Origin of the sequence: Kitasatospora sp. NPDC059408, from assembly GCF_042751525.1 — a bacterium.
Taxonomy (GTDB): Bacteria; Actinomycetota; Actinomycetes; order Streptomycetales; family Streptomycetaceae; genus Kitasatospora.
The window spans coordinates 99,761-125,519 of the sequence record NZ_JBHYWI010000021.1 but is presented as its reverse complement, the minus strand read 5'-3'; the positions used below and the strand labels follow the sequence as shown (position 1 = coordinate 125,519).

Genomic DNA, 25,759 nt, shown 5'->3' with positions numbered 1-25,759 from the left:
GACTGAACCGGCGACCCCCGTGATCTACACTGCCTACCTCGTCGGGAGCGTCCGATGTGTCGAAGACACACGCTCGACCCACCAGGGGGTGCCGGTCGTAGAACCGGCTCCCGTTCTCCAGCTCGAACCGCGGGGTGCCGACGTGTCCGCCCATGTTGGCGTGCAGCGTCTTCTCGGTGCTGCCGAAGGCGTCGAACAGGTCCAGGGCCCGCTGGCGGGGGTTCCCTTCGTCGTCCCACTGGAGCAGGAACAGCAGCGGGATGGTGATCCGCCGCGCCTCCTCGCGCTGGGCCAGGGGTACGTAGCCCCCGGCGAAGAAGCCGGCGGCGGCGATGCGGGGCTCGGTCACCGCGAGCCGGATGCCGACGGCGGTCCAGCCCGAGTACCCGACCGGCCCGTCGATCCCGGGCAGGGAGAGGAGGGCGTCCAGGGTGGCCCGCCATTCCGGGACCGCGTTCTCGACCAGCGGGCCGATGAAGGACTCGAAGATCCCGTCGACCGGCTCGCCGGCCTGCATCGCCCGGCGGAGTTCGGCGCGGGCCCGGTCGTCGGCGGCGGAACGGGGGCGGCCACCGCACCCGGCCGCGTCGATGGTGGCCACCGCGTAGCCCTGCGAAGCGGAGTACCGGGCCCGGGCCACGAGCCGGGGTTCGTCCTTGGGCAGGCCGTTGTTGTGGGCCATGAGGATCAGCGGAGCGGGCGCGGATCCGGGCGTCCACAGGGTGCCGGGGATCTCGCCGAGGGTGAATTCGCGTTCGAGGACGCCGTTGTCGAGGCGCTGCTCGGAGGTGAACTGCATGGTCGTGCCTTTCGGGAGTGCACTGGAACGGCGCTCCCGGACGACCTATCGTCCGACCGTGACCCCGGAGGAGAGCACCCATGTCGAATCTGCGTTCACGGGTACCACCTCCTCGTTCTCTCGCACGGCCTCCGGCAGGTTAGCAGCGGCCATCGCGGTCCACCAAAGCGTTTTTCGCGCGGGTCCCGAGGCCCGCCGTCGAGGCGGTCGGGCTCGGTCTCGGCGGGTCGAATGTCAGTGCCACTCGCCATGATGGCGTCATGAAGGACATCGCCTCCACGGCCTCCCCTGTCGCCCTGACCTCGACGGACGCGTACACCGACGCCGTCGCCACCGCCGTGCGGGCCGCCGCCGCGTACTACGCCGACGGCGGCACGCCGCTCGGGGACGACGAGTACGACGCGCTCGTCCGCGCGATCGAGGCGTACGAGCTGGCGCACCCCGACGAGGTGCTGCCCGAGACGCCGACCGGGAAGGTCGCGGGCGGGGCGGCGGTCGGGGACGTGCCGCACAGCGTGCCGATGCTCTCGCTGGACAACGTGTTCTCGGCCGAGGAGCTGGAGTCCTGGGCGGCCGGTCTGGAACGCCGCCTGGGCCGGCCCGTCGCCGCCTGGTGCGTCGAGCCGAAGCTGGACGGCCTCGCCGTGGCCGCCCGGTACCGGGCCGGGCGGCTCGCCCAGGTGCTCACCCGGGGCGACGGCCTCGCGGGCGAGGACATCACGCACGCCGCCGACGCCGTCCTCGGCCTGCCGGCCCGGCTGGCCGAGCCGCTGGACGTCGAGCTGCGCGGCGAAGTCCTGCTCACCCACGAGCAGTTCGAGCAGGCCAACGCCGTCCGCACCGAGCACGGCGCCACGCCCTTCGCCCACCCGCGCAGCGGCGCCGCCGGCACCCTGCGCGCCAAGGACCGTCCGTACCGCGTCGAGCTGACGTTCTTCGCCTACGACGCCCTCGGCCTGCCCGGCCTCGACCACGCCGCCCTCCTCGCCCGGCTCGCCGAGCTCGGCGCGAACACCGCCGCCACCACGGACGCCGCGCCCCGCCGCTGCGCGGGCCTGGCCGAGGCGCAGCGGCGCATCGACGAGATCGCCGCCCTGCGCGCCGCGCTGCCGTTCGGCATCGACGGCGTCGTGGTGAAGGCGGACGCGGTGGCGGACCAGGAGGAGGCCGGTTCGGGCTCGCGCGCGCCGCGCTGGGCGGTGGCCCGCAAGCTCCAGGCGCAGCACAAGGTCACCCGGCTGCTCGCGGTGGAGTGGAACGTCGGCCGCACCGGGATCATCGCGCCGCGCGCCGTCCTCGAACCGGTCGTGATCGACGGCGTCACGGTCACGTACGCGACGCTGCACAACCCGGCGGACATCGAGCGCCGCGGCCTGATGCTCGGCGACCAGGTGTTCGTCTACCGCGCGGGGGACGTGATCCCGCGCGTGGAGGCGCCGCTGGTGGACGAGCGCACCGGCGCCGAGCAGCCGATCGCGTTCCCCGAGGTGTGCCCGCGCTGCGGCGATGCGATGGACACGTCCGAGCAGCGCTGGCGCTGCGTGCGGGGCAGGGGCTGCCAGGCCGTGGCCTCGGTGATCTACGCGGCCGGGCGCGACCAGCTCGACATCGAGGGCCTCGGCGGCACGCGCGCCGTGCAACTGGTGGAGAGCGGCCTCGTCAACGACATCGCCGATCTGTTCACCCTCACGAAGGAGCAGCTGCTCACACTCGACCGGATGGGCGAGACGAGCGCCGACAACCTGCTCGCCGCCCTGGAGACGGCCCGCGTCCGCCCGCTCAACCGGGTGTTCTGCGCGCTCGGCATCCGCGGCGTATTGACTGAACTAACTTCCGCGTTTATGCAGTTCAGAGGGCCTTCTGCTAGCTTCCGTGCATGGATGAACCAGGCTCTCCCGAGAGGGACTTGAAGCATCTCGTGGTGCCTGATGCCGGGCAGTTACGGGTGACAGGTGACCCCTTCGAGCCCTACCAGCTTCTCGACCCGGATGGGCGTGTTGTTGATGCGGTGTCGGTGTTCCTCGCCGATCTGCAGGCCGGAGGCAGTCCGGCGACAACGCTTCGGTCCTATGGCATGGACTTGCTGCGGTGGTGGCGATTTCTGTCGGCACTCGGTGTCAGGTGGGACTTGGCCACTCGAGAGGAAGCGCGGGACTTCGCTCGGTGGATGCGGCTCGCGGACAAGCCTGTGCGGGTCCACTGGCGGCACCGGGGCCAGATAGGCATTCCGGCCCCGGAATCGACGAAACCGGCGCCAGGCACTCCGAACGCGGTAACCGGCAAGCCGTCACCGGGCCGGAAGTACGCGGTGTCCACACAGGCCCACAGCGAGACGGTGTTACGAAGCTTCTACGACTTCCACCTCGAGCTGGGTACCGGATCGCTCCTGATCAATCCCTTCCCGTTGGACCGGTCCCGGAGGGCAACTCGCGCGAACGCGCATCATGGCCCGCTGGAGGACTTCAAGGCGGAGCGGGTCGGCAGGTATCGGCCGAAGGTTCCGAAGCGCGTCCCGCGGCGAATCCCGGACCAGGACTTCGACGAGATTTTCGCAGGTCTGAGATCACATAGAGACCGGGCCCTTCTGGTCTTCTGGGTATCGACCGGCGCCAGGGCCGAGGAACTCCTCGGCGCCCTGCAGCACGATGCCTCTCCCGGACAGCAACTGATCAAGGTGATCCGCAAGGGCACCCGAGAGGTCCAGGAACTCCCAGCCTCGTCGGATGCATTCGTCTGGCTGCGGCTCTACCAGGAAGAGACCTGGCGCAGAGGAGCTCCGCGTGGCCGCAACGAGCCCCTGTGGTGGACACTACGGCGCCCCTGGCGGCCGCTGAACTACCACGCGGCCCGCAAGATGTTCATGCGGGCCAACGAACTCCTGGGCGCGAACTGGACGTTGCACGACCTGAGGCATACGGCGGCCTACCGCCTGGCTCGGGACCCCGAGGTGCCACTTACACACGTCCAATGGATCTTGGCGCACAGGTATCTGACGACAACTCAGCTCTACCTAAATCCAAGCCAGGACGAAGTGATCGGCAGCGTTCTGGCGCATCATGCCCGCCAGGAGCGACGCCGCGAAGATCCCGTGCCAGCTCCTCCAGCGCCCGGCTACAACCCCGCGTCACTGAGTAACCTGTTCGGAGAACACCAGTGAGCCTGAATGTCCTACGGCATTCCGATGCCTCCCCGGCCCAAGCTGCCGGCCCCGTCAGCTTGGCCGGAGCTGTCGCCGAGGCCCTGCGGGAGCAGTTCCCTGCCCGCACCGTGCCCGACACCTGGCCTGCCAGCCGGATCTCCCGCGAGGAGATCATCAAGCGGGTCTCCGACCGGGCCTTTCGAACCGCTCGTCCGGAGACCGTGATGTCCAGGGCGCGGGGAGCAAACCGGATCCTGCAATGGCTGGAGACCTTCCCTGGGGAAACTTGGCAGCAGCGATGGCGAGCTTGCCCGACGACCTCCCGTCCAGATCGCTGGGAGGACGAGATCCGGTCCTGGGTACTCAAATCCGGCTACCAGACGTCGTTGGGCGACCTCAAGGCAGGCACGCTTTCCCTGATTTGCGCAGACGTGGTGCGGCCAGAACTCCTTTGGCTGACGGGCCGCAGTTCACGATTCCTCCGCGACGCCGTAGCTGAGACCCGTGATCCGGAAGGGTTCGCACGTCTCGAGTCGGCCATTGAGCCGGACCTATGGTCATCACGAGTTGGCTCTTTGGCTCGTATTCAGATCTCGATGATAATCATCGCCAAGGGCGGTCGAATCCGCGATATCACGGTCGGCGACTGTCTGGAACTCATAGAAACCCAGCTCCAGGAGCGGATCCGGACCGGGAAACGCGGCGATCTGTCGCTGTTCTACACATGGCTCCATGGTCAGGGAATCTTCCCTCCTGATGCCCCCACGACCTTGCGCTCCTTTCGTCAACACGCAGGTCAACATTCCGTCAGCCGCCTAGTGGACCGTTACCAACTGCGTTGCCAGCCGGTCCGTGACCTGATCGTCGACTACCTGGCGGAGCGTCAACCGAAACTCGACTACGCGTCACTGGAGGACCTGTCGAGGACACTGGCATCGCGATTCTGGGCCGATCTCGAGCGCCACCATCCCGGCATCGACTCGCTCGAGCTGGCGCCCGAAGTCGCCGCAGCCTGGAAAGAACGCCTTCGCACGAAGGTCACGCGCGTGCGCCGACCCGATGGGACATCAGTTGATGTAACAAGCACCCGCGAAGGCGCGGTCGATCTGCTTATGCATGTGCGGGCCTTCTACCTTGACCTTGCGCAATGGGCCGCCGAAGAGCCCGCCCGTTGGGGGCCGTGGGCGGTTCGGTGTCCGATCGCACAAACGGAGATCGACCTCAAGAAACGCGACAAGCAGCAGAAGGCGCGGATGGACCAGCGCACGCGGGAGCGGCTGCCGGTGCTGCCTGCGCTGGTCCGCGCCGCGAATCGGCGGCTGAAGGAAGCCAAAGCCCGCCTTGAAGCTGCCCAGGCAGCGCCGGCCAGCGCCTGCTTCACCGTGCTCGGCGAGACCTACACGAAGGCCACGGGGACGAGCTTTGACGATCCGAACCGGACAACCACGGTCTACGACGCGCAGGGCGTCCGCATTGAGCTCAGCAAGTCCGAGAACCGCGCCTTCTGGGCATGGGCCTCGATAGAGTTCCTCCGCCATACGGGGGCGCGAATTGAGGAAATGCTGGAAACTAGCCATCACAGCATCGTCCAATACAAGCTGCCGACGACCGGTGAAGTCGTCCCACTTCTCCAGATTGCGCCGTCGAAGACCGATGAAGAGCGGCTTCTTCTGGTGACTCCGGAACTCGCTGACGTGCTGAGCGCTATCGTTTCCCGGGTCCGTGACAGCACCGGAAGGATCCCACTGGTCGCATCCTACGATCTGGGTGAAAAGATCATGAATCCGCCGATGCCCCTGCTTTTCCAGTGGAAGATTGGCGGACACAACCGCCCGGTTTCGACGAACACGATCCGAAGGTCACTCCATGAAACCCTAGAGTCGACTGGACTGACCGACGGTGCGGGGAATCCGCTGTACTATCAGCCGCACGACTTCCGTAGAATATTCGTTACGGATGCCATCCTCAATGGCATGCCAGCGCACATCGCGCAGGTTATATGCGGTCACAAGAATATCAACACCACGATGGGCTACAACACCGTCTATCCTGCCAAGGTGATCGAAGCGCATCGCGCTTTCATTGCCCGCCGTCGCAGCCTCCGCCCTGGCGAGGAGTATCGCACTCCGACCGCCGAGGAATGGGATTCTTTCCTTGGGCACTTCGAGCGTAGAAAGCTTTCACTGGGAGTCTGTGGGCGGGCCTACGGCACTGACTGCATTCACGAGCACGCGTGCATCCGATGCTCTCTTCTCCGGGTCGATCCGAACGAAAGACCTCGACTTGAGGAAATCCGCGACAACCTCATGGACCGCATTGTCGAGGCGGAGCGGGAAGGATGGCTCGGGGAGATCGAAATACTCGAGACCAGCCTCGCTGCAGCCAAAGAGAAGATCGCCCAAATCGACGCGGAGAAGGCCCGCACGTCGACCGTCGTCCACCTCGGCCTGCCCACCTTCAGTCAAATCGTCTGCCGCAGCACCGACGCCAGGGAGCCCCAGGCATGATCCAGTCTGAGCCTGCTACTGAACTTAAAAGCGTGATGTCGGTCAGTCCTCCAGGGCAAGGCCGGTGCCGGCGAAGCAGCCGTTCGCCCGGCTAATAGCAGGCCATCCCTGCCCTCGAAACCCGCCCGGAGCCGCGGCCATCCTCCCGTCGGAGGACTCGATGCCCCTCGCGGGGGTGACCATCAGACACTGCTTCAGGGCGATCCCCGGCGCCGGCCGGGCAAGGAAGATCGGCCCATGCGATTCAAGACGTTTCATCCATCCCCGACGGTCGGCAACACCGCGCGGCCGGTCCCCCCGTGGGCCATCCGCGTGGCCCGGGTCATACCCCTGGCCGTCCTGCCATCGTGCATCTGGCGCCTGCCGTTCGCATTCAACTACGAGATGGGCCAGGTCTACGCCGTCCACAAGACGTGGCACTGGTGGGTGATCCTCTACGTCTTCGGGCTGAGTCTTCTCTCCGAGGGGCTCGCCTACATGTCCTTCGGCCTGGTGGCCGGATGGGGCGAAGTGGTTCCTTCCTGGATCCCGTTCATCGGCGGCCGACGCGTTGCGCCGCTCGCGGCGATCATCCCGGCCACCTTGGGCGCTCTGGGGCTGATCGCACTGTGGGGCCAGCTGCCGTTCGGCTTCCTCAACATCTGCGGGTTCGACACGGTCGGGTACTCCAGCGGCTGGTGGAAGGCCCTCGCGGCAACGGCCACTCTCCCGATGACTCTGTGGGGCCCGCTTCTCCTGGCACTGACGTACGCGTACTACAAGCGGCGTCGCGGAGAGTGACAAGTGATCAACTTGATTGGGTGGAGTCGGTGCCGTTTGCCTGACAGCCGGCAGATGCTGTCGGTAGCCCTGTGCTGTGAGGTATGCGCAGGGCGGCGGTTTGACCGACGCCGAGAGGGCCGTGCGGGAGCGGATCCGGCTTCAGGCCGTGGAATGCTTCGAGGGCGGGGAGAAGAACAGGGACATCGCGGCGACGTTGCGGGTGAGCGTGCGTTCGGTGGAGCGCTGGCGCAGGCAGTGGCGCGAGGACGGTGCGGCAGGTGTCGCCTCGAAGGGCTCGCCCGGTCGGCCGAAGCTGTCCGATGCCCAGGTGGCACGACTGGAGCGGGAGTTGGAGCGCGGGCCGCTGGCCCATGGCTGGGAGGATCAGCGGTGGACTCTGGCGCGGGTGAAGGCGTTGATCGGCCGGCTGTTCCACGTCTCCTACACCGTGGAGGGCACGTGGGTCCTGCTCAAGCGGCACGGCTGGTCCTGGCAGGAGCCGGTTCGCCGGGCCATCGAGCGCGATGACGCGGCCGTCGAGTTGTGGAGGAAGGAGACGTGGCCGCGGGTAAAAGCGCCGCGGCGGCCCGCGAGGCCTGGCTGGTCTTCGAGGACGAAGCCGGGCAGTCGATGAGGCCGCCGCGTGCCAGGACCTGGGGCAGGGTCGGCTGCACGCCGGTGGTGCGGGTGCGCGGCCGGGGAGCCGGCCGGGTCTCCATGGCGGGGCTGAGCTGCTACAAACCCGGCCAGCGCTCCCGGATGCTGTACAGCTTCCACGTCTACCGGGGCCGCAAGGGCGAGAAGAAGGGCTTGACCTGGCAGGACTACCGGGACCTGCTCATCCGTGCGCACATCCAGCTCGGCGGCCCGATCGTGCTCGTGTGGGACAACCTGCGCGCCCACCTGATGCCGCCGATGCGGGAGTTCATTGAAGCGAGCAAGGACTGGCTGACCGTCTTCCAGCGCTCCCGTCGTACGCGCCTGACCTCAACCCGCAAGAGGGCATCTGGTCGCTGGTCAAGCGCACCATCGGCAACCTCGCCGCTGCCAATCTCGACCAGCTTGCCCGAGCCGTCAAGCGGAGCTTGAAGAAGATCCAGTATCGACCCCACCTGGTCGACGGGTGCCTCGCCGCCACCGGCCTGATCTTAGACGGCTGACCACCCTCAGCCCGACATCACGAATTCAAGTTCAGTAGCAAGCAGGGCCCCACGTAGCCATTCATGGAATAGGATGTCATTAAATAGGGCGGCCGGCCGCGCCCCGTGCCATGACATGCCCAAGGGGGCCCTCCAGTGCCACGCAGAGTAACCGAAGTCGACGCCGTCGAGGCAATGCTTGTTCGGGGGGCGCGCCCGCTCGAACCTTTTCCTGGGACTCAACTGCCCTGGAACTGCCTTTGTTTGACCTGTAATGAGGTGAGTTCGCCACGTTACAACGATGTCGTCAACAAGGGGACTGGGGTCTGTAGCAAGACCTGCCGGTCACGCAAGATCGCAGCAAAGCTCACCCGCGACGGGGCGAAGGCCGGCGCCGTCATGCTCGAATGGGGCTGGGATCCGCTGGAGGACTACCCGGGCGCGGGGAAACAGTGGTCTTCCAGGTGCATCCACTGCGGGGCCATCAAGCCGAAGAAGCTGGCGCATGTTCAGAAGGGCCGCGGCGGCTGCACCAACTGCGCTGGACGCGATGTCACCGACGAGTCTGCTCGGCAGCTTATGCGCGATGCTGACCTGGAGCCTCTCGTGGACTATCCGGGGTCACTGCAGCCCTGGTTGTGTCGGTGCATGCGCTGCGAACATGTCGGAACTCCGACCTACGCGAAGGTCCGTACTCGCGGGCATCAATGCTGGTCATGCCGCTCGGAGAAGATCGCAGACGCGCTGCGGCTCGACGAGGAGGAAGCCATCGCCAGCATGTTGGAGAAGGCGCTCGACCCGCTCGTGCCCTACCCGGGCAGCACGGAACTCCCTTGGAAAGCGCGCTGCATGAAGTGCGAAACGGTCCTGGATCCGGGCCCGACACTGCACAACATCCGAGGCGCGCAGGGAGGTTGCGCGACCTGCGCAGAGCGCGGCATCAACCCCGCCAAGCCCGGCTATCTCTACCTCGTCAGCCACGACGGCCACCAGGCTCTGAAGTGGGGCATTGCCAACGTCGAGCAGCGGCTGGCCCAGCACGTCTCCCAAGAATGGGAACTGGTCGCTCGTTGGAACTTCGACCTCACCAGAGACGCATGGGCGTTCGAGCGTCAGATCAAGTCCTGGGTTCGAGGGCAAGGCATCCCGAGGGCACTGACCGCCGACCAGATGAAGTTCGGCGGCCACACAGAGACCGCCTACCTCGCCGACATCACCCTTCAACTCGTACAGAAGTACATCGAGTTCTTGACTGGCCGCAACCCTGAACCGCCCCAGGAGGCGTAGTTCAGAGAAGGCACCGGCCGCACGATGTCCCGCCGCCTGGCCGCGCACTTCGGCAGCATGGCCGCGATCCGGGCCGCGGACGCGGAGGCGCTCGCGGGCGTGGACGGCATCGGAGTGGAGAAGGCCGCCGTCATCGTGGCCGAACTCGCCGACGTCGCACCGCTGCTGGACAAGCTCACGGCCCAGGGCGTGGGCCTGGAGGTCACCGAGCCGACGGCGCCGGCCGCCGCCACCGGCGGGGGCGAGGCCCCGGCGGGCCCGCTCGCCGGCGAGGCCGTCGTCGTCACCGGCGCGATGACCGGCGCCCTCGCCGACCTCTCCCGCAACGCGATGAACGAGCTCATCGAGCGCGCCGGCGGCAAGGCCTCGGGCTCGGTGTCCAAGCGCACCACGCTCGTCGTCGCGGGCGACAAGGCCGGCTCCAAGCGCGCCAAGGCCGAGGAGCTCGGCATCCGGATCCTCACCCCGGAGGAGTTCGCGGCCGTGGTCGCCGAGTTCCTGGAGTGACCGAACCGGACCCCGGTTACGCAGAGGTGCGGTAGGGTGACCGACGTCGAACAGGACCGCGATCCAGGGAGGTGAGACCCATTACCGGTACGTCCGAGCGGGTGCTCCCCGGGTCCGGTCGCAGAGACGGCGCGTCGCGCGCATAAGGCGCGGGCGCGTCCCGTCCCACGGCGACAGCCCCGACGGGGCCCTGACGGAGTCGTTCAGCTTTTCTCGATTCCCTCAAGAGGTTCTCCTTGTCGGTCTTCCCTTCCGCAACCCTCCGCTCCTCCGTGGTCTCGCGCCTGCGCACCGCAGGCTGCGTCTTCGCGGAGGACGAGGCGCGGATCCTCCTCAGCGCCGCCGCCACCCCGGCCGAGCTCGCCACGATGGTGCGGGCCCGGGCCGAAGGGCGTCCGCTGGAACACGTCGTCGGCTGGGCCGAGTTCGCGGGCCTGCGGATCGCCGTCGACCCCGGCGTCTTCGTGCCCCGCCGCCGCAGCGAGCACCTCGTCGCCACGGCCACCGCGCTCACCGGCCCCGACGCCGTCGTCGTCGACCTGTGCTGCGGCAGCGGGGCCCTCGGCGCCGGACTCGCGGCCACCACCCGGGGCGGAGTCGAGCTCCACGCAGCCGACGTCGACCCGGCCGCCGTCCGCTGCGCCCGGCGCAACCTCGCCCCGTACGGCGGGCACGTCCACCAGGGCGACCTCTTCGCCGCCCTGCCCGCCGGCCTGCGCGGCCGCGTCGACGTCCTGCTCGCCAACGTCCCGTACGTCCCCACCGCCGACATCGGCCTCCTGCCGCCCGAGGCCCGCCTCCACGAAGCCCTCCCCGCCCTCGACGGCGGCGCCGACGGCCTCGACGTGCTGCGCCGCGTCGCCGCCGACGCCCCGCAATGGCTCGCCCCCGGTGGCTCGCTCCTCTTCGAGACCAGCGAACGCCAGACCCCGGCCGCCCTCGCCATCGCCGGGGACGCCGGGCTGCGCGCCACCGCCTCCCACCACGAGGACCTGGACGCCACCGTCATCACGGCCACTCGGCGCTGCTGACGGCGGATCGGATGATGCCGGAGTGGGAAGTCGGCCCCGTCGACCTCCCACTCCGGGGGCGCCGTCGCTGAGGTGTCCGCCGATGGCGGCTCAGCGGTGCAGGAGCCAGTGCGGGTCGGCGTTCCAGGCGAGGAAGCGCCAGGCGGTGCCGCGTCCGGCAGCGCGGTCCAGCGCGCCCGGTTCGCTCACCAGCGGGTTGGGCAGGATTGTGCCGGCCCCTGTCTCGCTGAGCTACATGTTGTTGATGGGACGGGACCCTACGGAGCGGCCGGGGCAGGGCAATGCAATGTCCGCATGGCCCAGCCGCGGGAGCAAGACCAGCTCACGGCTGCGGGCCAGGCGCCGGGGGAGGCTGGGGCAGCCCGGGTACGTTTCCGCCGAAGGCGGTCCGCAGTGCCTGGATCCGCTGTTGCTGCTCCGCGGCCCTGGCCGGGTCGGCGACGCGGAGGGTCCTGGGCGCCGGCGGGGGCGGCGGATGCCGGGGTACCCGGCTGATCTCGACACGCTCGTGCGTGATCTCGTCCGGTACGGGCGGTACGGCGGCCGGCAGGTGTGCCTTGTAGGTGGCGATCTGCTCGGGCGTCATCTTCGCTTCGATCCCTCCGATGAAGGGCTCGCGCTCCCTGCGTGTCTCCTTCGGTGGGTACACCACGATCTCCGGGGTCCACGGGTTGTCCGGGACCCGGTCCGGCGTGACGCCTGGATAGTTCCACAGGAGCTGGATGGTTCCGTTGACGCGCGGATGCTTCTCCGGCGGCGAGAAGCGAAAGCCCACCAGGACTCCGGACTTGTCGTCGGGTACCAGGCCGTACGGACCGGAGCAGCCCTGATCGTTGGTCAGGAATTCGGGGGCGGCGAATCCGGCGAAGTCGGCGCCGGACCGCCAGGGGAACGCGAAGGAATAGTCCGTGGCGCCCAGGCATTCCTGCCCCTCACTGCAGTACCCCTCGTTCCCCCAGTTGCGGACGAAGAGCGCCCAGGTGTCGCGCGGGACCGTGTGTTCGACGAGGATCGCCATCATCCAGACCGGATGGATCTCGTTGCTGAGGTCGGAGTGCGCCGTGTCGATCCCGGGCAGCCCGGTGACGATCGCCCAGCGGCCGTCCACCATCTTGGCCGCTTGGGCATCGCTGTTCTCGGCGGCGTTCCGGAAACCACGCCACCAGGTCGTGTGGAAGTGGTCGACCGTCTCGGAGGCGCTGAACTCCAGGTGGAGGCCGCGGCCGTTCTCGTTGCCCTGGGTGTAGCCGGCTCCCCCCTCCGTCTGCATGTCGAAGGCGTAATCGTCGTCGTCGAACACTCCGCTGCTGCGGTGCTCGAAGGACAGCTGGCCCCGGTAGGTGACCGGCATGCTCCAGTTCCAGTGCCCCGGCGGCCCCCAGTAGTCCCCGCCGCGGCAGACCCAGTAGCTGTCGGTGAAGGTCCGCTGGTCGGTGCAGCCGGTGGGCAGGTCCTTGTTCTGACAGAGCGTCCGGGGATCCGGGAACCGGCCCGGGTTGTCGAGCTGGTACTGCCAGCTCGGATCGAACGGGATTCCGTTCACGTCGACGGTGTTCCAGACGAGATTCATGGGAGGTGTCATGACGACCCGCTTCGGAATAGGTGCGGGAACTCGTTCGCGGGACCGCCGGACCGCCTGGACGACACGCCCTGGGGCCGAACACGTGAGGGCGCGATTCCTACCTGGCCCCACCGACCGGATTGCCCCCACTGACCAGTCTCGGCGCTTCCCCCGGGCGCCGCAACCGGCTGGCCGGACCGCCCTGTCGGCGTCCGGAGCGGTTCGGGAAGGAGAAGTACGAGGGTCCCTTGCCGGGCGCGGGGGACCGCGGACCGGCGAAGACCGGGAGCATGGAGGTGGTGACGTGAGGGCCGCGGGGCTGCCGGTGGGCGTGGCGGCGGGGCAGGTGGCGTACCGGGCGTGGACGCTGCCGTGCTACGACCTGGTGGTCTTCGGGGTGAACTGCCGCTTCGCGTGGCACGTCCCGGTGGCGGAGCTCGTCGCGATGTTCGAGCGCTACCTCGCGGACGAGCACCTGGACGTCGGGTGGGGACAGGGTGCCTCCTGGACCGCTGCCGCAAGCCCGGCGGGCAGCAGGCGATCACGCCTGCCAGGCTCAATCCGGCCGGAGAGCATCCTGCTGTGGTCGACCGTGCGGCCGGGTCAGACGGCGGAAAGGTGCAGCTTGAACGGCGAACCGTTGGAGGTGGGCGTCCAGCCGTTCGACCGCGCGGCCCGGATGCCCGCGGCGACTTCGCGCGGCAGGACGAGTTCGGCCGGCACCAGGCTCGGTGCGAGAAGGGACGGCCGACCGGTCTCGACGACGAGCGTCGTGCCGGGCCGGGCCGCGTCCTCCACCATGTAGGCCAGGGTGCTGACGTCGAAGTCGCAGCACCAGTGCTTCCTGCTCAGTCGCCAGCGGTACTCGACGCCGTCGACGACGATGCGACGGGAGCCCTTCTTCACCAGTGCCATTGCTCGCCCTTCGGCCTTCGACTGCCTGTGCACGTCTGCCGTCAGTCTCCCCGTACGGCACGCGCGTGTCACCGGATTTGGCGCGGTGCTCCGGCGTCGTCGCTCGGCCACCGTCGGCGGTGGCGCGTCAGATCCAGTTCCGGTCACGGGCCACCAGCGCCGCCTGGAACCGGTTCGATGCTCCCAGGCGGCGCATCAGCGCCGCGACATGGCCGCGGTAGGTGCGCAGCGACATGCCGAGTTCGCGTGCTCCGGCCTCGTCCTTGTCGACGCGGGCCATCGCCTGGAGGACCTGTCGTTCGGTCTCGCCCGGCAGTTGCTCCTCGACCCGGCAGGACTGTGACCAGCGGCGTTCGAACAGGGCCAGCAGGTTTGCCAGCAGGCCGGGCTGGCGGATCACGAGGGCGCCGCGGGTGATGTCGTGCGGGTCGACCGCGACCACGGCCGTCTGCCGGTCGAAGATGACGATCCGTTCCAGCGGACCCGCCGTGCCCCGTACGTCGGCGCCCTGCTCCGCCAGTTCCCTCGCGAGGAGGCCGACCTCCGGGCGGTCGAGCGCGCTGGTGTGGAGGATGGTCCGCATTCGCAGGCCGCGTCGCAGGCACTTGAGGTCGGAGCTCCGGACCGAATCGAGGGCGGCGGTGATGATCGCTCCGGGGTGGGTGGTCAGCCGCTCCTCGCGGGTGAAGAAGGACAACTCGTCGATGCACGCGACCACTTGGTCGATTCCCTCGACGCGCTGCAGGTCGAAGGCCGGACCCCGTTGCCCCTGCCGCTGGTCGTCCAGCAGGACGTCCACCACGTGGCGCGAGGAGACGACCTGCCGGATCTCGCTCTGGAGCCCGTGGACGCGGCGCCGTGCCAGCCGTTCGACCACGGCCCTCGGATCGTTGCCGCTGAAGGTGCCGCGGCCGGGCAGCACCCTGACCATGCCCAGGTCCCGCAGCCGGGCGACGGCGGCACCGGCGACATCCTGGTCCATGCCGCAGCCGAGCCGGATCCCGGCGAATCCGATTCCGGGGGAGCGCAGGAGCAGTCGGTAGACCGCTTCCTCCTGGGCGTTCACGCCCAGCGCCGCAAGCGCGTTGCCGTTCATCGGACTCCCGGGAACTCGTCGGAACAGAACGGCGGCCCAGGCCGGGCGCCGCCGCCGAGAACAGATCCTGCAAGGGGGGACCCGGGGCGCCCAAGAGGCCTCGGTCCATCGCCGTCGGGACCAATGTCACGTGCGGTGCAGGAACCTGCATGCGGGTTCTGCAGCAAGTACGGCAGTCGTGCGGATCGATTCCCGTTCGTATGCCAATAGATTCGTTCCGGCCTTCAAGGGAGTGGAGGCAAGGGGACTCATCAGCACCGCACTATTCAGAAGGCTCTTTCGTGCGCCATACGTATCTTCGTCACATTCCGGGGTTCGCCGCCCTCGGCGTAGCCACCGGCATTCCGCTCGTCGCCGTGGGCCCGGCCCAGGCCGCCGAGGTGCCCACGTGCAAGCCGGTCGCAGTCGAGTACTCCGTCAACGGGGGCAAGACCTGGACCAGGGGCAGCCGGATGAATGAGCCGCACGGCGTCATCGACGTCCGACTCGTCGGGAAGCCCAAGGCCGGCTGCGTCTACAAGGTCTCGCTGGCCTCCTACGACTCCGAGGGCCCGACGTGGTCCTCGTCGGGCAAGCAGACCTTCCTCGGTTGGGCGACCGCCGCACTTTCCGCCGACAACCCCCGGGCGTCCCTGGACGTATCGGCCCACCTGCCGAGATGCTTCGGCCAACTCGACCTGTACCGCGGTGACCGGAAGTTCGACGGTGTCGACAATCCGTTGCCGAACTACCCTGAGGGCGTCATCTACGGGGACCTGATCTCCGCTTGGAACGGCGGCCATTCCTGCAAGCCCGAGCCGACGGCTTCGCCGACGGCCACTCCCACGGCAACGGCGAGCCCGACCGCGACGGCCACGGCGACACCCAGTCCGACCGCCACCACGACGGTCGCGCCAAGCCCGACGGCCACGGCCACGGTTGCGCCGAGCCCGAGCGCCACCGCGACAGGTACGCCGAGCCCGAGCGTCACGGCCACGGTTGCGCCGAGCCCGAGCGCCACCGTGACGGCCACGTCGAGTGCTGCGCCGACCGGCGCGGGCTCGCCGTCGGCCTCCATCGTGCCGGACGGGAGCCTGGCCGAAACCGGCGGCGACGGCAGCCGGATGTTTGCCTACGCCGCCGGCGGTGCCGCCCTGCTCACCGTCGGTGCAGGCGTGTTCGTGGCCGCCCGCCGCCGGACGGCCCGCCGCTGACGGAGTACCGGTGGCGGAGTACCGGCGAACGGCCTGACCCGGCGGGCCGGCAGCTCCCGCCGGCGCGCCGGGGCTGCCCCTTCAGGCGGCTTCCGTGCCGGGGGTCGGCCGGCCCGGGGCGTTCGGGAGGCCGTGGTCGCGCAGTGGGCCGACCTGCCAGCCCTTGGCGGCGCAGTGGTCGAGGAGGGTGGGCAGGGCGCCGAGGGCGGACCGCCAGGCGGCGGGGGCGGAGGTGCAGTCGGAGTCGTGCAGGAGGATCGTGCCGCCGCCGTGCAGGTCGGCGGTGACCGTGCGGTGCACCGAGTCGGCGGTGGCGCGGCTCGTCCAGTCCTCGCCCCAGCTCGTCCACAGCACGGGGGTGAGCCCGAGCCTGCGTGCGGACAGGTGGGCGGCGGTGGTCATGACGCCGTACGGGGGCCGGAACCACTGCGGTGCCCGGCCGGTGAGGTCGGCGATCGTGTCGCGGGCGCGGCGCAGGTCCTGGTACGTGGCGCGGGGGCCGCGTAGCAGCAGCGGGCGGTGGGCCCAGCCGTGCACGGCGATCTCGTGGCCGGCGTCGGCGATCTCCTGCACCAAGCCAGGGGACTTGTCGGCCATGGAGCCGAGGAGGAAGAACGTGGCCTGCACGTCGTATTTCTGAAGGATCGTCAGGAAGTGCGGCGTGGAGAACGGGTCCGGGCCGTCGTCGAAGGTGAGGGCGACGTGGTCGGGTCGGCCGGTCCCGGCGAGGCGGGGCATCAGGCGGTTGCGCAGCGGTCCGAAGGTGGAGATGACGGGGGCCGCCTGGACGGCGGTGAGCGCGGCTGCGGCGGTGCCGATGCGCAGGAGCGTGCGGGGCTTCATCGAGTACGGCCTCAGGAAAGGGTGGTGAGCGCGCCGAGGCGCGGGAGCCGGTGGGGGGTGGTGGCCAGGCGGTGCAGGGTGGCGGAGAGGTCCGCCGGGTGGGCGTCGCCGCATTCGACCAGGACGACCTGGCCGGGCCGCACGGCGGGAGGGGTGGAAGTGCCGCAGGCGATCCGGGCGTCGGGGACCACCACGTGCTCGTGGTGGTAGGCGGCCAGGCCGAGGTCGAGGGCGTCCAGGTCGGTGCCGGAGAGGAAGAACCTGGCGGCCGCGCCGGTGGCCGCGCGCAGGGCGGTGGCACCGGCTTCGACGGAGTCGCGGCGGGTGACGATCCCGGTCGCGTACGGCGGGCCGTAGCCGGCGTTGACCACGGTGAGTCCGGCGCTCGCGAGGCGGCGCACCTCGCCGGGGTCGGCGGCGGCCTCGGCCGCGTCGATGGAGACGGCTGCCTTCTCGGCCACCAGGGTGCGCAGTGTCGCGTCGTCGAGGCGACCGTTGTGCGGCGGGTGGACGACGAGGTAGGCCCGGCCGGTGTGGTCGGGGTCGACGGTGTCGAATCCCCCGTAGGCGACGGCGAGTTGGGTGCCGCCGGTGGCCAGCCAGGCGGTCGCGGCGAGGGCTGCGGCCGCGATGCCGAGCTTGCGGACGGGGCGGCGCGGAGCGGGTGCGGTCGCCCGGCCCGGATGACGCCGCTGCGCCGGGATCGCGGGGGCCAGGGGGATCGCGGGGGACGTCGTGGTGGCACCCGAGCGCTCGGCGGCGTACTGGCCGGCGGCGTACTGCTCGGCGACGGCCGCGATGGCGTTCGCGGGGCCGGTCGCCTCGCGGTGCAGGGCCAGCCCGGCCTCGCGGTACCGGCGCCGGGTGATGCCGTCGACCATGGCGGCGAGGACGGGCTTGAGGTCGGCCGGGTCCTCGATCCAGGGGGCGAGGCCGGCCTCGTCCAGGGCGGCGGCGTTGGTCTGGCCGTGGCCGGGTATGCAGCGGTAGCTGACGGTCGGCAGGCCGCAGGCGAACGCCTCCAGGGAGGTCAGGCCGCCGGCGTTCTGCACCAGCACGTCGCAGGCGTGCATCAGGCCGGGCATGTCGTCGACCCAGCCGAAGGCGTGCTCGATGCCGTCCGCCCGCAGCCGGGCCGCCAGGGGGCCGTTCTTCCCGCACACCACCACCGGAACGGCCGCGCCGGTGTCACGGATCTCGGCCGCCACCTTCGCCACCTCGCCGACTCCCCAGGAGCCCGCCACCAGCAGCGCCAGCGGCGCGTCCGCCGGGAGGCCGAACCGGGCCCGGGCGGTGCTGCGCTGGGCGTCGGTGGCCGGGGTGAACCGGGGATCGACCACCGGGCCGGCGACCACCACCCGCTCGGCGCCGTGCTCGCGGGCCTGCCCGGCCGGGACGGGATGCGCCGCCAGGTGCAGATCGGCACCGGGAGCCACCCACAGGGGATGCACGGAGAAGTCCGTCAGGTAGACGGCGGCGGGCACCGCGAGGCGTCCCCGGCGGCGCAGGGTGCCGAGCACCTGCCCGGCGAGCGGGTACGTCGCCACCACCGCGAGGGTGTCCGGCGGCAGCCGGCGCAGGAGCCGCCGGTGGCTGCTGCGCTGCATCAGCCGGATCATGAGGCCCGGACGCCCGGCGTTCTCGGTGGCCGAATAGATCCGTTGGTAGGCGGAGGGGGCGATGGTCAGCAGCAGCCGGTAGCTGTCCGAGACCAGTCGCCCGAAGCCGGCGGGTATCAGGTCCAGGAAGTCGTGGCGGTCGACCGAGAAGCCCAAATGAGAAAGCCGAAGGGCGAGTTGGGCCGCAGCCCCGTCGTGCCCTGCGCCCACGCTCGCGGAGACGATCACGACGCGCCCGGTGCTGGAACCGGGCGGGCAGGAGGGGGCGGCGTGGTGCGCCGGTGCCTCCCGGAGGTCTGGGGGTTGCGACACGGTCGGCCGATCTTCTCGCGATGGCGGGGTAGGGGGCGGGGCGGCCTCCGGCGCCTGGTGCCGCCGTCGGGGCTTGCGGGAACTGTGCGTCGGGATGGAGCGCGGCGGGTGCTCGGCAGGCCGACGAGTGCGGCGCGGCCGGGCCCGTGCCGCGCGGCGGCGGCGAACGGAACGCCGACGCCCACGGGCCGTCCCGGACCGGCCGGGCGGCGGTGGCCGTCGTTCAACCGGCGCTCACTCTACAGCTTTTGGCCCGACTGTCTACAGGGTTGTAGAAGCTTGTCGGGTACCTGCTGGACGCTTGTCGAGTACCTGCTCGCCCGCTGTCCGCCCGCCCGCCGCCTGCCCGACGCGCGCCCGCCGCCTGCCCGCCGCCTGCCCGACGCGCGCCCGCCGCCTGCCCCCGCCCGCCCGTGGAATCCCGCTCGGCGGCAGTGCTTGCCCCGGTGATCGACCGGTGTGCCATGATCCCGTGGTTCGCACGGGGCCGGGGACCACGCGGCCCGGCACGGTAACGGGGGATTCATGACGATTCATCGACCGACGAAGCAGGTCGCGGCGCTCGGCATCGCGATCACGGCACTCGCGGGTTGCAGCAGTGGTCCGATCGGTGCCGCGCCGGGAGGCTCAGTACCGCACCCGACAACGCTCGTCGCCGTCTCCCCGAGCCCGTCGCCCTTCCCGTCCCCCACGGGGCCGGCGATCCACGGTGACACGATCAAGGCCCAGGTCGTCAGTGTCGGGACCAGCGCCGCACTCCCCGGAGTCGCGGCCCCCGCGGGGAAGACCGCCCTGCTGGTCCGGCTCAAGGTCACCTCGGACCCCGAGGGCCGTACCGCCAGGTCGCCCATGTTCATGGCCTGGGCCATCAGGTACCCCGCCTGCGAGAGCATCCCCGGGACGGGCTGCTGGAACGTCGACGGGGAGTCGCACTTCCTGACCGAGGCCGATGCCCGCGCCGGACACACCTTCGGCGCGGTGTGGCCGGGACGCCCCCTCGAAGCCGACACGGCCTACTTCGCATACATCTGGAAGTTCGTGCCCGAGGGCGACGACCTGCACGAGGCCAAGCTGTGCACCTTCGCCGGGACCGGGGAGTGCATCCCCCTCGGCCCGGTCACGGCGCTGGCCCCGCAGGACGTCCGCTCCCTCGACCTCGCCCAGTACTGACGGTCTCCGCGAGAAGGCGGCGGATCGTCGGCGGTGAGACGGCGAACACCGCTGCGCCCCGCCCCTCCTCCTGCGGTCCCCTGTGCTCCCGACCCCGGATCGTGCGCCCGTCAGGGCAGTTCGTCGGCGATGGCGGCGACGAACGCGGCGAGCTCGGCCCGCGCGACGGGGTCCGGTACGGCCTGCGGCAGGATCGCGTGGGCCAGCCGGATGTGCTCCCGGATCCGCTCCTCCAGCCAGGCGCGGCCCCGGCACTCCTCGATGAGGCCGGCGACGTGCCGGAGCTGGTCGAGGGTGGGCGCGGCGGTGTCGTCGTAGAAGGCGGCGAGCTGGTCGCGGGCCGGTCCGTCGGACCGGAGGGCGACCGCGACGAAGGCCCGGGACTTGCGCCGCCGCAGGTCGGCCAGCGGGTCCTCAAGGGTGTCGCGGGAGGTGCCCCAGACGCCCTCCCAGTCGTCGAAGAAGGCCATGGCCATGCCGGCGTGGAAGCCGAACCGTTCGGCCGCGACCAGCTCCTCCTCGCCGGCGCCGCGCACCAGGGCGCCGGCGAGGCACACCCCGGCGGTGGGGCTGGCGATGGTGCTCTCCAGTAGTTCCAGCGAGAGCTCCAGGCTCATCCGGGACGTGCCCTCCGACTCCAGGTCGCGGATCTGCCCCGAGCAGCACTCCCGGATGGCGCGGGCGGCGCGCCGGATCAGCTCGGTGGAGACCCGGTCGCCCTCCTCGGCGAGGAGCTCGAACGCGAGGCAGTGCAGGGCGACCCCGACCTGGATCGCGGCCGGCACGCCGAAGGCCGTCCAGAGGGTCGGCCGGCCCTTGCGGACCATCTCCTGGTCGATGACGTCGTCGTGGACGGTCCCGGCGGCCGACATCAGGGTGCCGGCGACGGCTGCCGTCCGGACCGCCTCCCACGCCTGCGGGCCGCTGCCCGCGCACAGCAGGGCGACCAGCGCCGGCCGCCGGCGGAAGCCGACCGGTGTCGTCGGGCGGCCCTCGGCGTCGACCCACCCGAAGTGGTACTCCGTCATCCGCCGGACGGGTTCGTCGAGCCGGGCCGTCGCTGCGCGCAGCGCGGGCTCCATGAAGGCGATGACGTCCCGGGTGATCTGCGGTGAGGTGCGAACGGTCTGCACGGAGGTCTCCGACATTCTCTAGTGGCCGGGGAACGGCGCGGCGCCGCTTCCCGGGGCAGGCAGCGCGGTCCCTCCTGTCATGACGCCCCGTTCCGGCGGCCTCCGCAACCCGACGTGGACGGGTGCGGGACGGGCCCGTGCCTGTGCCGGCGCGGTCGGGCCCCGCCCCGGGCGGGGGGCCGGCGGTCGCGTAGCCTGGGCGGCCTCGTTCCTGCTACGGAAGACGGTGGGTCGCGCCATGCACGGCGACGGCGGGTTGTGGTTCCTTCTGGTGGTGGGCGTCGGTGTATGGGGCTTCTCCCTCACGAGCGCCGTTCGGCAGGTGCGCGCCCAGAGGGGGACCCGGGTCGTCGGCATGCTCCTCCAGTGCTTCCGCGAGCGCACGAACAGGGGAGGATCTCGCTGGAAGGGCACCGTCCGGTTCCAGGCGCCGGAGGGTGGAGTGCACCGGCAGGAGGTGTACCTGTCGCGGCCCGGGGGACCAGGCAGCGAGGTGATCGTCTGCTACCCGCCCGGACGGCCGCAGCAGGCCCGGGAAGCCGGTGGCCGGCTGGGCTGGCAGTTCCCGGTCATGGGGTTCCTGGTGGGAACCTGCTTCGTCGCGGCTGCTCTGCTCATCCTCTCCGGCACGCTCCACACGTCTCCGGTACCCCCGCGCTGACGCGGCGCCGGCCGCGCGGTGCCCCCGTGACCGGCAGACGTCAGCAGATCCTTCCGGGCCGGGCGGCGGTGGCCTTGAGCAGGTCCCGCAAGAGGCCGAGGTCGATGTCCTCCGGTTTGCGGAAGCGCAGACAACCCTTGCCCATGTCCTGCCCGGCCAGCCGCTCCTCGAACGCCTCGCGGACGTCACTGCGCATGAGGTAGAAGGAGAAGTACTGCTTCTGGCGGGCGAACGCGATTTCGCAAACGCCGTCCCGCTCGTACGCGGGCATCCCGTACGCCATGACCTCGTCGAAGCCCGCCAACTCCTCGCGGCACAGCTGCCGCACCTCGGCCAGGACGGCTCGCTGCTCCTCGGGAACCTCGATCAGGTAGCCGTCGACGTCGGCGGCTTTACTCTGCACCATTCTGGGAGGTTATGCCGGATTCGAGGTCCCCATCAACAGGGCGTGACGGCCCGGGGCGCCCCGGGACGCGGTCGCGCGATGTCGGCGTCAGCCGGGACCGCTACTGTGCCGGTCATGTCGGACGAGATACGGAACGGCGGCCCGCTCATCAGGGGCCTGCCGGCGCGGGACGCGGTCGCCGGAGGGCGCCGGCTCCTCGGGCGGGCGCGGGAGACCGAGGCGCTGCTGGCGGTGCTGGACGGCCTGGGGTCGGCCGGCGGGCGGGCGATCGCGCTGGTGGGGGAGCCGGGCATCGGCAAGAGCGCGCTCGTGTTCACGGCCGCCGCGCACGCCAGGGCCGCGGGGGTCCGGGTGGCCGCGGCCCAGGGGCAGTACGAGATCGCGGCCGCGCTTCCGGGCTTCCGGCCGCTGTTGGACGACAACTGCGACGTGCGCGAGCAGGTGGCGCGGGGCGGTGCCGCCGTGGTGGTCCTGGACGACGTGCACCAGCTCGCCGCCGACCAGATCCCGGGCCTGGAGCGGATGATCCACGCGGCGGCCACCGGCCCGCTGCTCTGCCTGCTGGCCTACCGGCAGCGCCAGCTGTCGCCCGCGATCGCCGCGGTGCTCTCCCGGGCGACGTCCGCCGGCCTGCTGGAGGTGTGGCAGCTGGGCGCGCTCTCCCGGGAGGAGGCCGCGGAACTGCTCGGTGAGCTCCCCGGCGTGAACCGCTTCGCCGGCGTGAACCGCTTCGACGAGGCGCACCGCTTCGACGAGACATACCGCCTCGACGGCGCACACCGCTTCGACGGCGCACACCGCTTCGACGAGCTCTACCGGGAGAGCCTCGGCAACCCGCAGTACCTCCGGATCCTGGCCGCCGACGGCGAGGCGATCGCCGAGGCCGGCACGGCGGTGCTCGGTGAGCTCGCCGCCCTCGACGACGCCGCGCTCGCCGCGGTCCAGGCCGCCGCGGTGCTCGGCGAGCCGTTCCACCCGGAGCTGCTCGCCGCCGTCGCGGGACTGGAACCGGCCGAGACGATGCGGGCGCTGGACACCCTCACCGGTCTGGACCTGCTGCGCCCGGCCGAACGCGCGCCGCAGCTGGTGCTGCGTCACCGGGCGGTGGCCGAGGTCGTGCACCAGCGCCTCGAACCCAGCCGGCGCCTGACGCTGCACCGCCGTGCCGCGGCCGCACTCGCCGAGCGGGCGGCGCCGATCGCCCGGCGGGCCCACCACGTGGCACGGGCCGCCGATCCCGGCGCGCCGGAGCACGTGACGACCCTGATCGCCGCCGCGCGCAACGCGCTGCACACCTCTCCCACGACGTCGGCCGAGTACCTCTCGGCCGCCCTGTCGCTGCTCCGGGAGGGCGAGGACCACTGGCACGAGGCACGGGTGCTGCTCGCACGGACCCGGCTGCTGACCGGGGACGCCGACGAGAGCCGAGCCCTGCTCGACGCGCTGCGCGATGCGGCGCAGGATGCCGGCGGCCGCGACGCCCCCGACCCGTCGGCCGTGCTGGCCGCGCTCACCGGACGGGAACGGGAGATCGCCCGCCTGGCCGGCACCGGCCTGACGAGCGGTGAGATCGCCGGCACGCTGGTCCTCAGCGTACGGACGGTCGACGGTCACCTCGGCCGGATCTACCGCAAACTCGGTGTCGCCAACCGGGCGAGCCTCACCCGCGCCCTTCTGACCGAGGCGCCGGGCGCGGGGTGAGGTGGTCGTGGTTCAGTCGCTCAGCCGCCCACGCCCCTGGCGAGGGCGGTGAGTTGGTCCCTCATGGTGACCGCGTGGTCGAGTGAGGTGCGGACGAACGGGAACCCCCGCTGCCGCATCACGAACGTGACGTGCTGCCCGTCGCCGACCAGGTGCACGCCCGAAGGGACGAGCGGGGCGAAACCCTCCAACAGGCCGCCGAGCAGCTCGGCCATCGCGGGTGCGGAGGTGGTGACGAGGTAGGCGGCGTCGACCGCGGGCCGTCCGGTGTCCATCGCGGGCAGTTCGTGCAGGCGGTCGATGCTGCCGTGCGGGACCTTGCGGGACGTCACCTCGAAGGGCGGGAACGGCCGTCGCGCCCGAACGGTCATCCCGCAGGCGAACCGTTCGTCCCGGGTGACCGAGCCGAGGCCCCGGACCGACTGCTCCCGGTACTCGTAGGAGAGCTCGACCGGCACTTCCTGCGGTGAGCCGGCCAGCCGGACCCGGACGAGCAGGGGCCGGTCCGGCGCATGGCCGCGCCGCATCTCGGGGTTCGCGATCCGCACGCCCAGGTTCGTCGCCGGGTCGCCCTCGACCAGGTCGAGCCCGAGCAGCCAGGCCAGGTGTCCCGCCTGGTACCGGGCGTACGCGCGGCTGCTGCCGCGTGTCAGCAGCGTGCCCCGGGCCAGGACGAATCCGCCGATCAGGATGCCGATCGCGGGGATGATCAGGGCGGCGGTCACCAGGCGCTCCGTCCGGTCGTGTCCGGCGGCTGCCAGGCGGGTACCGGAGCGGGCTCCGCGCCGGCCAGGAGCCTCGCGAGCCGCGGCGTGTCCTGGACCGGTCCGACGAGGACTTCGTGCCCGCTGAGCAGGGTCACCGTCACGGCGTCGTAGGTGCCCAGCAGGAAGCTGCTGACCCTGGTGCGTTGCACACCCCTGATCTCGGCGTACCGGAAGCTCCGCGTTCCGGTCGGGCGCCGCCAGACGAAGCCCTGCTGGTGGACCTCCACCTCGTGCCGCCAGGCCAGGACGGACGGCGACCAGGCCAGGACACCCACCGCCAGGCCGTACAGCCCGTTGAGGAGCGCTCCCGTGACGACTCCGGCCAGTCCCGCGATCAGCGCCAGCGACCCGATGTAGGGCAGGTACCCGCCGAAGCGGAGGGTGCCCCGGAAGTGCGCCACGACAGGGCCGAGGCGGGACTCGCCGTGCTGCGACTCGCCATGCTCCGACTCGCCGTGCCGGGACCCGCTGTGCCGGGTCATTTGAGCACCGAGCCGGTGAGCTTGGCGCCGGTTCCGTTGTCGACGGCACAGGTGACCTTGCGGTCGAGGTGCTGCCAGGAGCCCGCGGTCGGGACGAAGTCCACGATGTTCGCACCACTGCCGAGCTTGGTCCGGTCGACGGTCGGGCCCGCGGACAGCTTCCGACAAGCCGCGGCGGCCTCGTCCTTGATCTTCGCCTCGTCGTACGAGGAGTCGGTGAGCATGGAGTAGCCGATCACCTGGGCGTCGTGCGGGTCGCTGCACGGGACGGCCGAGACCCCGTCCACCTGCTGCTGGGCGGCGCCGCTCGGCTCGTCGAAGTACTGGCCGGTGGTCAGGCTGCGGAGGCCGAGGTCACCGCCCTTGGTGACGTTGCCGTTGCCGTCGACCTGCGCGTCCGGGGCCGGGTGGGGGCGGTTCAGGACGAGGAAGCCGACGAGGCCGAGCATGCTGCAGAACAGCACGCCCAGGAGCGCGAAGTAGGCGGTCCGGAAGGGGCGGCGCTTCGGCTTCGCGGGCGGGAAGTATCCGGGCGGCGCCGTGGCGGGCCGGCCGTACTGCTGCCCGGCCGACCGGCCGGGCGGGTCCTCCTGGCCGAACTGCCAGGTGTCGTCCGTGAGTTGCCGGACATCCGGGTCGTTCTGGTTGTGCGGTGCAGCCATCGCCTTGTCGTCACCTCTCCGCGTTCACTCGTGTTGCCAGGCCGAGTATGGGGAGGCGGGCGGTGCC

At 70.7% G+C, this 25,759-nt stretch carries 21 protein-coding genes and 3 pseudogenes; 13 read left to right on the top strand and 11 right to left on the bottom strand.

Annotated elements, in window-relative coordinates; translation table 11 throughout:
- Positions 1–88 precede the first annotated feature (88 nt).
- A pseudogene (locus ACFXDE_RS16720) lies at positions 89–799 on the bottom strand (dienelactone hydrolase family protein); the annotation flags it as partial.
- Positions 800–1,059: 260 nt separating this feature from the next.
- Between ACFXDE_RS16720 and ligA the strand changes: the two are divergent.
- The 9 genes and pseudogenes from ligA to ACFXDE_RS16675 form a co-directional block, all read left to right on the top strand.
- A pseudogene (gene ligA / locus ACFXDE_RS16715) lies at positions 1,060–2,700 on the top strand (NAD-dependent DNA ligase LigA); the annotation flags it as partial.
- Positions 2,701–2,705: 5 nt separating this feature from the next.
- On the top strand, positions 2,706–3,956 hold the full coding sequence (locus tag ACFXDE_RS16710) for a tyrosine-type recombinase/integrase (RefSeq protein WP_380494823.1): 1,251 nt from the start codon (positions 2,706–2,708) through the stop codon (positions 3,954–3,956).
- On the top strand, positions 3,953–6,445 hold the full coding sequence (locus ACFXDE_RS16705) for a tyrosine-type recombinase/integrase (protein WP_380494821.1): 2,493 nt from the start codon (positions 3,953–3,955) through the stop codon (positions 6,443–6,445). Before ACFXDE_RS16710 ends, ACFXDE_RS16705 begins: the two co-directional genes overlap by 4 nt.
- Positions 6,446–6,682: 237 nt before the next feature.
- Entirely contained in the window at positions 6,683–7,225 is a 543-nt protein-coding gene (locus ACFXDE_RS16700) for a hypothetical protein (protein ID WP_380494819.1), read from the top strand.
- Positions 7,226–7,301: 76 nt separating this feature from the next.
- Complete coding sequence (locus tag ACFXDE_RS16695; RefSeq protein ID WP_380494817.1) at positions 7,302–7,841, top strand: winged helix-turn-helix domain-containing protein; 540 nt, start codon at positions 7,302–7,304, stop codon at positions 7,839–7,841.
- Positions 7,766–8,296 (top strand): transposase, encoded by a 531-nt coding sequence (locus tag ACFXDE_RS16690; RefSeq protein WP_380494832.1) that lies wholly within the window; start codon positions 7,766–7,768, stop codon positions 8,294–8,296. Before ACFXDE_RS16695 ends, ACFXDE_RS16690 begins: the two co-directional genes overlap by 76 nt.
- 329 nt (positions 8,297–8,625) lie before the next feature.
- Complete coding sequence (locus ACFXDE_RS16685) at positions 8,626–9,633, top strand: hypothetical protein (protein ID WP_380494815.1); 1,008 nt, start codon at positions 8,626–8,628, stop codon at positions 9,631–9,633.
- A gap of 9 nt (positions 9,634–9,642) precedes the next feature.
- A pseudogene (locus ACFXDE_RS16680) lies at positions 9,643–10,140 on the top strand (BRCT domain-containing protein); the annotation flags it as partial.
- 236 nt (positions 10,141–10,376) lie between these two features.
- Positions 10,377–11,171, top strand: coding sequence for a putative protein N(5)-glutamine methyltransferase (locus ACFXDE_RS16675; RefSeq protein WP_380494813.1), 795 nt, complete (start codon positions 10,377–10,379; stop codon positions 11,169–11,171).
- A 322-nt stretch (positions 11,172–11,493) separates the two neighbouring features.
- Here ACFXDE_RS16675 and ACFXDE_RS16670 read toward each other — a convergent pair whose 3' ends face one another.
- The 3 genes from ACFXDE_RS16670 to ACFXDE_RS16660 all read right to left on the bottom strand — a co-directional run bounded on the left by ACFXDE_RS16670 (position 11,494) and on the right by ACFXDE_RS16660 (position 14,743).
- Positions 11,494–12,741 carry a hypothetical protein gene (locus ACFXDE_RS16670; RefSeq protein ID WP_380494811.1) on the bottom strand — a complete coding sequence of 416 codons (1,248 nt, stop codon included), beginning with the start codon at positions 12,739–12,741 and terminating at the stop codon, positions 11,494–11,496.
- 594 nt (positions 12,742–13,335) lie between these two features.
- On the bottom strand, positions 13,336–13,647 hold the full coding sequence (locus tag ACFXDE_RS16665) for a hypothetical protein (protein WP_380494809.1): 312 nt from the start codon (positions 13,645–13,647) through the stop codon (positions 13,336–13,338).
- Positions 13,648–13,774: 127 nt separating this feature from the next.
- On the bottom strand, positions 13,775–14,743 hold the full coding sequence (locus tag ACFXDE_RS16660) for a LuxR C-terminal-related transcriptional regulator (RefSeq protein ID WP_380494807.1): 969 nt from the start codon (positions 14,741–14,743) through the stop codon (positions 13,775–13,777).
- A 149-nt stretch (positions 14,744–14,892) separates the two neighbouring features.
- On the opposite strand from ACFXDE_RS16660, the gene ACFXDE_RS16655 reads away from it, so the two are divergent.
- Complete coding sequence (locus tag ACFXDE_RS16655; RefSeq protein ID WP_380494805.1) at positions 14,893–15,936, top strand: hypothetical protein; 1,044 nt, start codon at positions 14,893–14,895, stop codon at positions 15,934–15,936.
- 81 nt (positions 15,937–16,017) lie between these two features.
- On the opposite strand, the gene ACFXDE_RS16650 is transcribed toward ACFXDE_RS16655, so the two are convergent.
- Complete coding sequence (locus ACFXDE_RS16650) at positions 16,018–16,779, bottom strand: polysaccharide deacetylase family protein (RefSeq protein WP_380494803.1); 762 nt, start codon at positions 16,777–16,779, stop codon at positions 16,018–16,020.
- Between the two features lie 11 nt (positions 16,780–16,790).
- Complete coding sequence (locus ACFXDE_RS16645; protein WP_380494800.1) at positions 16,791–18,710, bottom strand: glycosyltransferase; 1,920 nt, start codon at positions 18,708–18,710, stop codon at positions 16,791–16,793.
- Positions 18,711–19,235: 525 nt separating this feature from the next.
- Between ACFXDE_RS16645 and ACFXDE_RS16640 the strand changes: the two genes are divergently transcribed.
- Complete coding sequence (locus ACFXDE_RS16640) at positions 19,236–19,880, top strand: hypothetical protein (RefSeq protein ID WP_380494798.1); 645 nt, start codon at positions 19,236–19,238, stop codon at positions 19,878–19,880.
- 110 nt (positions 19,881–19,990) lie between these two features.
- On the opposite strand, the gene ACFXDE_RS16635 is transcribed toward ACFXDE_RS16640, so the two are convergent.
- A complete protein-coding gene (locus ACFXDE_RS16635; protein ID WP_380494797.1) occupies positions 19,991–21,013 on the bottom strand; it encodes a polyprenyl synthetase family protein in 1,023 nt (340 codons plus the stop codon).
- Positions 21,014–21,251: 238 nt separating this feature from the next.
- On the opposite strand from ACFXDE_RS16635, the gene ACFXDE_RS16630 reads away from it, so the two are divergent.
- The gene (locus tag ACFXDE_RS16630; RefSeq protein WP_380494794.1) at positions 21,252–21,674 is read left to right on the top strand and encodes a DUF3592 domain-containing protein; all 423 of its coding nucleotides are present in this window, start codon (positions 21,252–21,254) and stop codon (positions 21,672–21,674) included.
- A 40-nt stretch (positions 21,675–21,714) separates the two neighbouring features.
- On the opposite strand, the gene ACFXDE_RS16625 is transcribed toward ACFXDE_RS16630, so the two are convergent.
- Complete coding sequence (locus ACFXDE_RS16625) at positions 21,715–22,080, bottom strand: iron chaperone (protein WP_380494792.1); 366 nt, start codon at positions 22,078–22,080, stop codon at positions 21,715–21,717.
- Positions 22,081–22,194: 114 nt separating this feature from the next.
- On the opposite strand from ACFXDE_RS16625, the gene ACFXDE_RS16620 reads away from it, so the two are divergent.
- Positions 22,195–23,781 carry a LuxR C-terminal-related transcriptional regulator gene (locus ACFXDE_RS16620; protein ID WP_380494790.1) on the top strand — a complete coding sequence of 529 codons (1,587 nt, stop codon included), beginning with the start codon at positions 22,195–22,197 and terminating at the stop codon, positions 23,779–23,781.
- Between the two features lie 20 nt (positions 23,782–23,801).
- Here ACFXDE_RS16620 and ACFXDE_RS16615 read toward each other — a convergent pair whose 3' ends face one another.
- Genes ACFXDE_RS16615 through ACFXDE_RS16605 form a run of 3 tightly spaced genes read right to left on the bottom strand, consistent with a single transcriptional unit; the run spans position 23,802 to position 25,692 of the window.
- Positions 23,802–24,506, bottom strand: coding sequence for a hypothetical protein (locus ACFXDE_RS16615; protein ID WP_380494788.1), 705 nt, complete (start codon positions 24,504–24,506; stop codon positions 23,802–23,804).
- On the bottom strand, positions 24,503–25,030 hold the full coding sequence (locus ACFXDE_RS16610) for a hypothetical protein (protein WP_380494786.1): 528 nt from the start codon (positions 25,028–25,030) through the stop codon (positions 24,503–24,505). Before ACFXDE_RS16610 ends, ACFXDE_RS16615 begins: the two co-directional genes overlap by 4 nt.
- Entirely contained in the window at positions 25,027–25,692 is a 666-nt protein-coding gene (locus ACFXDE_RS16605; RefSeq protein WP_380494784.1) for a hypothetical protein, read from the bottom strand. Before ACFXDE_RS16605 ends, ACFXDE_RS16610 begins: the two co-directional genes overlap by 4 nt.
- Between the last annotated feature and the right edge of the window lie 67 nt (positions 25,693–25,759).